The following is a 10484-nucleotide window of genomic DNA, read 5'->3' on the forward strand; positions in this document are numbered from 1 at the left end:
AAGCTCAATCCTTGTGCGCCGCACAAGGATTGAGCGAATCGCAAATTTAGCGTGCGGAAAGGCCCTGCCAGAATTTCTGGCAATACGAATAACGCCCTGGAATCCCTGTATTTCCAGCGTGCGCGCAACTGGCACGGAAATTGAAACGTCTTTGCGCGACGCCAACGACGACGTCCCTCAACATCATCAATCAGCATCGTGAACTCGCCACCGGGGTGAAGCCTCGGAGCGCGCCTCCATGTGAGGCGGAGCCTGCAACGACGCAGCGGTGAGCCTGGAAGGGATACTCAATGACGAAGAATCCTACTTGGATTTCAGACTGGCGCCCCGAAGATGAGGCGTTCTGGAATGCGACCGGCAAGACGATCGCGCGACGCAACCTGATCTGGTCGATCGTGGCCGAACATATCGGCTTCTCGGTCTGGCTGATCTGGAGCATCGTCACCACCAAGCTGCCGCAGGCGGGCTTTCACTACACCACCGACCAGCTGTTTCAGCTCATCGCTGTGCCGGGACTCATCGGCGCCCTGATACGCTTTCCCTATACGTTCGCGGTCACGACCTTCGGCGGCCGCAACTGGACCATCTTCAGCGCGGCGATCCTGTTCATCCCGACCTTGTCGCTTGCCTATTTCGTGAGCCAGCCCGATACGCCGTTCTGGCTGATGCTGCTGATCGCCTCGACCGCAGGTCTCGGCGGCGGCAATTTCGCCTCCAGCATGACCAACATCTCCTTCTTCTTCCCCGACAGGATGAAGGGCTGGGCGCTCGGCCTGAACGCGGCCGGCGGCAATATCGGCGTCTCCAGCGTGCAGCTGCTGACCCCGATCCTGATGACGCTCGCCGTCTTCAACCTGTTCCAGGCAACCCCGGTCGATGGCATCTTCCTGCAGAATGCCGGCCTGATGTGGGTGCTGCCGATCGCGATCGCGGTGTTCGGTGCCGTGTTCTTCATGAACAACCTGACCACGGCGAAGTCTTCGGTGAAGAACCAGCTTGCGATCGTCAAGCGCAAGCACACCTGGATCATGGCGTATCTCTACATCGGTACGTTCGGCTCCTTCATCGGCTATTCGGCTGCGTTTCCGCTGCTGATCAAGACCCAGTTCCCGCAAATCACGATTGCGATCGCGTTCCTGGGGCCGCTGGTCGGCTCGCTGTCGCGTCCGCTCGGCGGCTGGCTCGCCGACAAGATCGGTGGCTCCATCATCACCTTCTGGAACTTCATCGCGATGGCAGGCGCAACGGTGGGCGTGCTCTACTTCGTCGGGCAAAAGGATTTCATCGGCTTCCTGTCGATGTTCCTGATCCTGTTCGTGACGACGGGCATCGGCAACGGGTCGACCTATCGCATGATCCCCTCGATCTTCCGCGAAGAGAACCTGTTCAGGGTGCGCGGCAAGGGCGAGGCGGCGCGCGCGCTCGCGCTGAAGACGGCGAGCATCGAGAGCGGTGCAGCGGTCGGCTTCATCGGCGCGATCGGTGCCGTCGGCGGCTACCTGATCCCGACCGGTTTCGGCAAGTCGATCGCCCTGACCGGCGGCCCGCAGCTCGCGCTCGCGATCTATCTCGCCTTCTACGCCAGCTGCCTCGGCTTGACCTGGTGGTTCTACCTGCGTCGCGGCCCGCAGGGTGAGGGCGCCTCAAGCCTCGCCGAGGCGCGGGTCTGACACTTGGCACGAATGTCGCTTCTCCCCGTACGCGGGGAGAAGACTCTCTGATGACGTTTGACCCATGAACCTTGTTCGCAACGAAGCGCACCAAGGCAAACCGAAACAGACAGGAGAACCACATGACGCCCGAACAGATCACTCTCATCCAGCAGAGCTTCGCCAAGGTCGCGCCGATTTCGGAAGCTGCCTCCGTGTTGTTCTACGACCGCCTGTTCGAGGTGGCGCCGTCCGTGCGCGCGATGTTCCCTGAAGATATGACCGAGCAGCGCAAGAAGCTGATGGGGATGCTCGCCGCCGTCGTCAGCGGCCTGTCGAACCTGGAGACGGTTCTTCCCGCGGCCTCCGCGCTCGCCAAGCGTCACGTCGCTTACGGCGCCACGGCCGAGCACTATCCCGTGGTCGGTGCGACCTTGCTGTGGACCCTGGAGAAGGGCCTTGGCGACGCCTGGACGCCCGAATTGGCAAAGGCCTGGACCGACGCCTACGGCGTTCTGTCCGGCTTTATGATGTCCGAGGCCTACGGCGCGCAAGCGCAGGCCGCTGAATAGGAGATGCCTCGTGAGTGAACCGCTGGTCATCGTCGGTAACGGTATGGCGGCCGCGCGTCTGGTCGACGAGCTCGCCAAGACCTCGCTCGGCCGCTACGCGGTCGCGGTGATCGGCGAAGAGCCGCGACTCGCTTACAATCGCGTGCTGCTCTCCTCCGTGCTGGCCGGCGAGACCGGCTCGCACGAGATCGAGCTGCGGCCGGCCGATTGGTGGCGCCATCGTGGCGTCACGGTGCGCTATGGCTATCGCGTCACCGAGATCGACACCGGCCGCCGCGAGCTCAAGATCGAGGGCGAGGAGAGCATGGAGTATTCCAAGCTCGTGCTCGCCACCGGATCGACGCCGCTGCGGCTCAATTTGCCGGGCGCCGATCTCGCCGGCGTGCACACTTTTCGCGATACGCGCGACGTCGACCTTTTGCTGACGCTGGCCGCTGCGAAGAAGCGTGTCGTCGTGGTTGGCGGTGGTCTGCTCGGACTTGAGGCAGCCTACGGCCTTGCCAAGGCCGGCGCGCCGGTAACGCTGCTGCATCTGATGGACCGGCTGATGGAGCGTCAGCTCGATGGGCCGGCCGCCGACCTGCTCAAGATGCTGGTCGAGCGCAAGGGCATCCGCATCCTGCTCAATGCCTCGACCGCCCGCATCCATGGCGATGGCCATGTCGAGGCCGTCGAGCTTGCCGATGGCAGCCGCATCGAGGCCGACGCGGTGATCTTCGCCGCCGGCATCAAGCCGAACGTGGCGCTTGCCAAAGACGCCGGCATCGCGGTCAACCGCGGCATCGTCGTCAACGATTTGATGCAGACGGCATCGCCCGACATCTTCGCGCTCGGCGAATGCGCCGAGCATCGCGGCACCTGCTATGGCCTGGTCGAGCCCGCCTATGAGCAGGCGCGGGTGCTGGCACGGCATCTGGCCGGCCGGCCCGCCGCCTACCAGGGCAGCGTGGTCTCGACCAATTTGAAGGTCTCCGGCGTCAGCGTGTTCTCCGCCGGCGACTTCATGGGCGGGGAGGGCAGCGAGAGCCTGGTGCTGACCGACCGCAGGCGCGGCACCTACAAGAAGCTCGTGATCGCCGACGGTCGGCTCACCGGCGCGGTGCTGATCGGCGATACCGTCGATGCGCTCTGGTATCTCGAGTTGATCCGTAATCGCGACAAGGTGGCGGCGATCCGGACCGACATGATGTTTGGTCGCGCGCTCGCGCGTTCTTCCAAGGCGGCTTGATAGAGCCGGCGTGACAGGGCAGCTTGATATGACGGCGATCGATACCACGCTTCGTGCCACCAAGACGACCTGTCCCTATTGCGGCGTCGGCTGCGGCGTGCTGGCGACGCCGGACGGCATGGGCGGTGCGGCGATCGCTGGCGATCCTGACCATCCCGCCAATTTCGGCCGGCTGTGCTCCAAGGGCTCCGCGCTCGGTGAGACTGTCGGGCTGGAAAGCCGCTTGCTCTATCCGATGATCCGCTGCAAGGGCGTGCTCGAGCGCGTCGCCTGGAGCGATGCGCTCGATCATGTCGCCCATCGCATGCAGCACATCGTGGCGCGAGATGGCGCCGATGCGGTCGCGTTCTATCTGTCCGGCCAGCTCCTCACCGAGGATTATTACGTCGCCAACAAGCTGATGAAGGGCTTTGTCGGCACGGCGAATGTCGATACCAACTCGCGGCTCTGCATGTCGTCCTCGGTCGCCGGCCATCGCCGCGCCTTTGGCGCCGACACAGTCCCCGGCTGCTATGAGGATCTCGATCAGGCCGATCTGCTGGTCTTCGTCGGCTCGAACGCGGCCTGGTGCCATCCGGTGCTGTTCCAGCGCATGCTGAAGAACCGTGGGGAGCGTGGCGCGCGCATGATCGTGATCGATCCGCGCCGCACCGACACTGCGAGCGATGTCGATCTGTTCCTCGGCCTCAAGCCCGGCACCGATACCGCGCTGTTCTCCGGCCTGTTCGTCCATCTCGCCGACAATGGTGCGCTGGACCAGGACTACATCGCGCAGAACACGAGCGGTTTCGACGATGCCTTGGCGCGTGCGCGCAGCATCGCCGGCAGCGTCACTGCGACGGCGCTCGCGACGGGCCTCTCGGAGCAGGATGTCGCCACCTTCTTCAAGATGTTCCGCGACACGGACCGCGTCGTCACGCTGTATTCGCAGGGCGTCAACCAGTCGGCACAGGGCACCGACAAGGTCAACGCGATCCTGAACTGCCACCTCGCGACGGGACGCATCGGCAAGCCCGGCGCCTCGCCGTTCTCGCTCACCGGCCAGCCCAACGCGATGGGCGGCCGCGAGGTCGGCGGTCTCGCCAATATGCTTGCCGCGCATATGGGCTTCACGCCGCCCGACATCGATCGTGTCAGGCGGTTCTGGAAGGCGCCGCGCATCGCCACCCATGAGGGGTTGAAGGCGGTGCAGCTGTTCGAGGCCATCCATCGCGGCGAGGTCAAGGCGCTCTGGGTGATGGGCACCAATCCCGCGGTGTCGCTGCCCGATGCGGACTTCGTGCGCGAGGCGTTGAAGAAGCTCGAGCTGTTCGTGGTGTCCGAGAACGTGCTCTCCAACGACACGGTCGATGCCGGTCCGCATGTGCTGCTGCCGGCGCTCGCCTGGGGCGAGAAGTCGGGCACCGTGACCAATTCCGAGCGCCGCATCTCGCGCCAGCGCTCGTTCCTGCCGGCGCCGGGCGAGGCGCGCCCCGATTGGTGGATCCTCAGCGAGACCGCCAAGCGCCTCGGCTTCGGCGACAGCTTCAACTACAAATCCGCCGCCGAGATCTTCCGAGAGCACGCCGCGCTCTCGGCGTTCGAGAACGAGGGCAGCCGCGATTTCGATATCGGCGCGCTGACTTCGCTGTCCGACGACGCCTTCGACGCCTTGAAGCCGGTGCAGTGGCCGGTGCGCGAAGGCGAGACGTCCAGCGAGCGCTTCTTTGCAAAGGGCGGCTTCTTCACCAATGACGGCAAGGGCCGCTTCGTTGCGCCGGAGGTACCGTCGCTGCGCGGCGAGACCGGTGCCTCGCGCCCCCTCAGGCTCAACACCGGACGCATCCGCGACCAATGGCACACCATGACGCGCACGGGGCTCAGCCAGCGCCTGGGCGCGCATCTGCCGGAGCCCTTCGTCGAGATCCATCCTGATGATGCCGGCAAATACGGCATCGTTCACGACGGCTTTGCCCGCGTGAGCACCGACTACGGTCAGTGCATCCTGAAGGTCGTCGTCAGTGACGGCACTCAGCGTGGCACATTGTTCGCGCCGATCCATTGGAGCGCAATGAATGCCTCGCATGGCCGCGTCGGAGCGCTGGTGCAGTCCTTCACCGATCCGTTCTCGGGGCAGCCGGAATCCAAGGCGACGCCGGCCGCGATCGCGCCTTACGAATTCGTCTTCCGCGGCTTTGCGCTGTCGCGGAAGCAGCTCGATCTGCCGCCGAACCTGTTGTGGACCCGCGTCACGGTCACCGGCGGCTTTGGCTATCTCTTTGCCGACAACGCCGACCTCTCGCGTTGGCCGGCCTGGGTCGAGAGCGTCGCCGGCGAGGACGTCGCCGACTATCGCGACTTCGGCGGCGGGATCTATCGTGCGGCGTCGTTCGCGGGCGATCGCATCGACACCTGCCTGTTCGTCGGCCCTGGGCATGATGCGGGCGACTGGGAGGTGGTGAAGAGCCTGTTCGTGGCCGACCTCGTCACCGACGATCAGCGCCGCATGCTGCTGTCAGGCAAGTCCGGCGAAGGCGCCGCCTCGACCGGGCCGGTCGTCTGCGCCTGCTTCGGCGTCGGCCGCGGCACCATCTGCGAGACGATCGCGGCCGGCGCGCGCTCGGCTGCCGAGATCGGCGCCAAGCTCAAGGCCGGCACCAATTGCGGCTCCTGCATTCCGGAACTGAAGCGCCTGATCGCAGCGACGGACACGGCGCCGGTGAAGCAGGCGAAGGTCGCGGGCGCGGTGGGGTAGGCCTCGTGCCTCGGACGCAGCGCAGCGCGTAGCGGTGCGCTGCAGAGCCGGGGCCCATCTAGCAGCGAGTGTTTGGCCTTTCTGGGTCCCGGCTCTGCGCAGCAGCGTTTCACGCTGCAGCGCGTCCGGGACGCGAGGGTGGCGTGGACGCGGCCATTCCCGGCCCAATCGACGGGCCCTCGATTGTGCCCTATGGTGCCGCGTGCTCCCCCTCAACACATCCAAAAACAACAATGATGTACCTGGAAACGCCGCCGCGCCTGATCGAGACGAGGCTTTTCTCCGCGATGCCCGAAAAGTTCCGCCGCAAGGGCGTGCGGACCGATTGGGCTGATGCCAACCGGCCGAATGTGCCGACCGACAGCTTCATCGAAGGACCGTCTTTCGACAGCGACGGCAATCTCTACATCGTCGACATTCCCTTCGGCCGCATCTTTCGCATCGCGCCTGATGGCGAATGGTCGCTCGTGATCGAATATGAGGGTTGGCCGAACGGACTGAAGATCGCATCTGATGGGCGCATCCTGGTGGCCGACTACAGGCACGGCATCATGGAGCTCGACCCCAACGCCGGTCGCATCAAGCCCGTCCTGACCGCGCGCAATTCAGAATCTTTCCGCGGTTGCAACGACCTGCATCTTGCTTCCAACGGCGACATCTATTTCACCGATCAGGGCCAGACCGGCCTGCACGACCCCAGCGGTCGCGTGTATCGTCTCGCATCGAATGGCCGGCTCGATTGCCTGATCGACACCGGTATCAGCCCGAATGGCCTGGTGCTCGACCCAACAGAAACCGTGCTGTTCGTCGCGATGACGCGCGACAACGCGGTGTGGCGGTTGCCGTTCATGAAGGACGGCAGTGTGTCCAAGGTCGGCCGCTTCTGCTCGCTGTTCGGCACCAGCGGTCCCGATGGCTTGACCATGGACGCCAGGGGTCGCCTGTTCGTCGGCCATGCTTCGCTCGGCCACGTCTTCGTGTTCGCGCCGAACGGCGAATTGCTTGCGCGGATCAAGTCGTGCGCGGGGCCGAATTGCACCAATGTGGCGATCGGTGGCGCAAACAAGGATCGTCTCTATATCCCGGAGTCATCGACCGGCAGCGTGCTGGTTGCTGATATCAGCGGATTGAACTCCTGAGCTTTGTGGCAGTTGCCCGAGCGGAGGAGCGACATGGAGACGAACATGAATACAAAACTCTTCGGCAAAATCGGTGCCAACGTCTCCGTCATCGGGCAGGGCACCTGGTATCTCGACCATGGCGACCGCAAGCGCGCGATTGCGGCGCTTCAGCGCGGGCTCGATCTCGGCATGACCCACATCGACACCGCCGAGATGTATGGCGATGCCGAGCTCGTCATTGCCGATGCGATCACGGGCCGCCGTGATGAAGTGTTCCTCGTCTCCAAGGTGTTGCCGAGCAACGCGTCGCGCCGCGGCACCATCACCGCCTGCGAGCGTTCGCTGAAGCGGCTGAAGACCGATCATCTCGATTGCTATCTCCTGCACTGGCGCGGTTCCTATCCGCTCGAAGACACCGTCGCCGCGTTCGAGGAGCTGGTGAAATCAGGCAAGATCAAATCCTGGGGCGTGTCCAATTTCGATGCCGATGATCTCGACGAAATTCTCGACGTCGCGGGCGAAGGTCGTATCGCCTGCAATCAGGTGCTCTATCATCTGAAGGAACGCGCGATCGAGCATGCGGTGATCCCGTGGTGCGAGCAGCATGGCGTCGCCGTCGTCGCCTACTCGCCGTTCGGTCACGACGATTTTCCGGATGCGCGCAGCAAGGGCGGTGCCGTGCTGGAGCGCATCGCAGAGGCGCGTCGCGTGACGCCGCGTCAGGTCGCGCTCAGCTTCCTCACCCGTGCGACTACGGTGTTCGCGATTCCGAAGGCCTCGTCCCCCGAACATGCCCGCGAGAATGCGGCGGCCGGTGATCTCGCGCTAACGAAAGACGAGATTTCGGCGCTCGATGCGGCGTTTCCGCGCGGGCCGAAGCCGCGCAGCCTGCCCATGCTGTAACGCACAAACGCCCATTATTAACGGAGCATTGACGCGCGCAGCGGCCCGCGCATATCGGCATCCTGTTTTCGGAAGTTGTGAACGCGGCGCATTTGTCGTTTTTTACCACCGTTCTCGATTCGCATTTTCCCGGGTTCCAGCCGTGACACCGCCGCCCGCCGCAGCCGCAAGGCTGGACAGTATCCCCATGCCCGTGCCGGAGAAGAAGCAGACGGCTCGCCGCGCGCCCGCGCGTGTCGACCATCCCTTCAAGGGCATTGCGCTGGTGCTGCTGTCGACGATCTTCCTCGGCTGCTCCGACGTCACCGCGAAATATCTGTCGACCAGCCTGCCGTCGATCGAGATCACCTGGATCCGCTTCGTCACGTTCGCGCTGATGTTCACGCCGGTGATGCTGCCGGGCTCTCCGCTCCATGCGATGCGCACCGAGCGGCTCGGCCTGCAACTGATGCGCGGTGCCGCGCTGCTCGGCTCCTCGCTGTTCTTCATCACCGGCCTGCGCTTCCTTCCCATCGCGGAAGCCTCCGCGACGGGCTTCGTCTCGCCGCTGTTCGTCACTGCGCTCTCGATCGTCTTCCTCAGCGAGACGGTGGGCATGCGACGCTGGATCGCGACCGCGATCGGCCTGACGGGCGTGCTGATCATCCTGCGGCCGGGCTCGAGCGCGTTTCACGCCGCTGCGTTCTTCCCGATCGTCTCTGCGTTCTGCTGGGCCGCCGCGCTGATCCTGACGCGGATGATGAGCGGGCGTGAAGCCGTGCTCACCACGATGGCGTATTCCGCGCTGACGGGCGTTGCGATCCTTTCCGTGATGGTGCCGTTCGTCTGGGTCACGCCGAGCTGGACCGCGATCGGGCTCGGCATCGTGATCGGCGTCGCCTCCACCGTCGGCCAGTGGATCATCGTGCTGGCCTATCGCTATGGCGATGCCTCGGTGCTGGCGCCGTTCTCCTACACGCAGCTGCTGTGGGTCAGCATTCTCGGCTTCTTCATCTTCGGCGAGGTCCCCGATCTCTGGACGGTCGTCGGCGCGGCCTTCATCGTCGCCAGCGGCCTCTACATCGCTCATCGCGAGCGTATCCGCCGCGCCCAGTTGCTGGTGCTGGAAGAGCGTTCCCCGAACCCCTGACGCAAGTTCGTGCGCCCTGTTACGTGCTATCAACGGCTCCAACAATGCGGGAGGAGCCGGATGCGCGCTGCGATTTTCAGGAACGGTGAGATTGTCGTCGACAGGATGGCCGATCCGAAGCCGGGCCCCGGCCAGGTGCTGGTCAAGACGCTCGCCTGCGGCATCTGCGGCTCCGACCTGCATGCGCGCCAGCATGCGCCGCGGATGGTGGAGATGGCCAGGAAGACCGGTCGCACGCCGATGGATCTGTCGCGTGACGTCGTGTTCGGTCACGAATTCTGCTGCGAGATCATCGATTACGCCCCCGGCACGGAACGCAAGTTCAAACCGGGGACGCATGTCTGCTCGCTGCCCGCGCTGGTGACGCCGGCGGGCATCAAGGGGATCGGCTACTCCAACGACTTCGTCGGCGGCTATGCGGAGCAGATGGTCTTGAGCGAGCCGCTCCTGCTCGAAGTGCCCAACGGTCTTGCGCCGGAACATGCGGCGTTGACCGAGCCGCTCGCAGTCGGCGTTCATGCCGTGGCGAAAGCCAACATCCGGGGCGGCGAGGTGCCGCTCGTCATCGGTTGCGGCCCTGTCGGGCTCGCGGTGATCGCGGCGCTGAAGATCAAGGGGCTGCACCCCATCGTCGCCGCCGACTATTCGCCGGCGCGGCGCGCGCTAGCGGCAAAGCTCGGCGCCGATATCGTCGTCGATCCCAGGGTGTCGCAGCCCTATGCGACCTGGGCCGAGCACGCGCAGATGTCGGACGCCGAGAAGGCGGCGAGGCCACCGTTCCAGGCCATGCTGCCGGCGCTGAAGCCCGCGATCATCTTCGAATGCGTCGGCGTGCCCGGGCTGCTGCAGCAGGTTTTCGAAGGCGCACCGCGCGATGCAAGGATCGTTGTGGTCGGCGTCTGCATGGAGACCGACAAGAGCGAACCCATGCTCGGCATCATGAAGGAGCTCAACGTCCAATACGTGCTCGGTTATACGCCGGACGAATTCGCAGGCTCACTTCGGCTGATCGCGGAAGGGCAGGTGGATGCGGCGGCGATGGTCACGGCCGAGGTCGGCATCGACGGCGTCGCCAAGGCCTTCGCCGATCTCGCCAATCCTGAAGCCCACACCAAGATCATCGTGCAGCCGTGGCGATGACGGTACTG

Annotated in this window: 8 protein-coding genes; all 8 read left to right on the forward strand. The window is 64.7% G+C overall.

The window, feature by feature from the left end:
- Window positions 1–290: 290 nt before the first annotated feature.
- Window positions 291–1670 (forward strand): MFS transporter, encoded by a 1380-nt coding sequence (locus XI03_RS14405; RefSeq protein WP_271592485.1) that lies wholly within the window; start codon window positions 291–293, stop codon window positions 1668–1670.
- Window positions 1671–1792: 122 nt separating this feature from the next.
- A complete protein-coding gene (locus tag XI03_RS14410; protein ID WP_271592486.1) occupies window positions 1793–2221 on the forward strand; it encodes a globin family protein in 429 nt (142 codons plus the stop codon).
- 10 nt (window positions 2222–2231) lie between these two features.
- Complete coding sequence (locus XI03_RS14415) at window positions 2232–3449, forward strand: NAD(P)/FAD-dependent oxidoreductase (RefSeq protein ID WP_167456578.1); 1218 nt, start codon at window positions 2232–2234, stop codon at window positions 3447–3449.
- A gap of 28 nt (window positions 3450–3477) precedes the next feature.
- Complete coding sequence (locus XI03_RS14420; RefSeq protein WP_271592487.1) at window positions 3478–6183, forward strand: nitrate reductase; 2706 nt, start codon at window positions 3478–3480, stop codon at window positions 6181–6183.
- Between the two features lie 236 nt (window positions 6184–6419).
- Window positions 6420–7322: an SMP-30/gluconolactonase/LRE family protein gene (locus tag XI03_RS14425; protein WP_271592494.1), complete on the forward strand. Its 903-nt coding sequence runs from the start codon at window positions 6420–6422 to the stop codon at window positions 7320–7322.
- Window positions 7323–7367: 45 nt separating this feature from the next.
- Complete coding sequence (locus XI03_RS14430; protein ID WP_271592488.1) at window positions 7368–8207, forward strand: aldo/keto reductase; 840 nt, start codon at window positions 7368–7370, stop codon at window positions 8205–8207.
- Between the two features lie 187 nt (window positions 8208–8394).
- A complete protein-coding gene (locus tag XI03_RS14435; RefSeq protein WP_028144306.1) occupies window positions 8395–9336 on the forward strand; it encodes a DMT family transporter in 942 nt (313 codons plus the stop codon).
- A gap of 60 nt (window positions 9337–9396) precedes the next feature.
- Window positions 9397–10476, forward strand: coding sequence for a zinc-binding dehydrogenase (locus tag XI03_RS14440; RefSeq protein ID WP_271592489.1), 1080 nt, complete (start codon window positions 9397–9399; stop codon window positions 10474–10476).
- Window positions 10477–10484 lie beyond the last annotated feature (8 nt).

It is taken from the genome of Bradyrhizobium sp. CCBAU 65884 (assembly GCF_028128835.1).
GTDB classification, from domain to species: domain Bacteria; phylum Pseudomonadota; class Alphaproteobacteria; order Rhizobiales; family Xanthobacteraceae; genus Bradyrhizobium; species Bradyrhizobium ottawaense.

What these genes read in the sequence shown, in the direction of transcription:
- XI03_RS14420 (WP_271592487.1), top strand. Translation starts at nt 3,478, where the DNA reads ATGACGGCGATCGATACCACGCTTCGTGCCACCAAGACGACCTGTCCC.
- XI03_RS14430 (WP_271592488.1), top strand. Translation starts at nt 7,368, where the DNA reads ATGAATACAAAACTCTTCGGCAAAATCGGTGCCAACGTCTCCGTCATC.
- XI03_RS14435 (WP_028144306.1), top strand. Translation starts at nt 8,395, where the DNA reads ATGCCCGTGCCGGAGAAGAAGCAGACGGCTCGCCGCGCGCCCGCGCGT.
- XI03_RS14425 (WP_271592494.1), top strand. Translation starts at nt 6,420, where the DNA reads ATGTACCTGGAAACGCCGCCGCGCCTGATCGAGACGAGGCTTTTCTCC.
- XI03_RS14440 (WP_271592489.1), top strand. Translation starts at nt 9,397, where the DNA reads ATGCGCGCTGCGATTTTCAGGAACGGTGAGATTGTCGTCGACAGGATG.
- XI03_RS14405 (WP_271592485.1), top strand. Translation starts at nt 291, where the DNA reads ATGACGAAGAATCCTACTTGGATTTCAGACTGGCGCCCCGAAGATGAG.
- XI03_RS14410 (WP_271592486.1), top strand. Translation starts at nt 1,793, where the DNA reads ATGACGCCCGAACAGATCACTCTCATCCAGCAGAGCTTCGCCAAGGTC.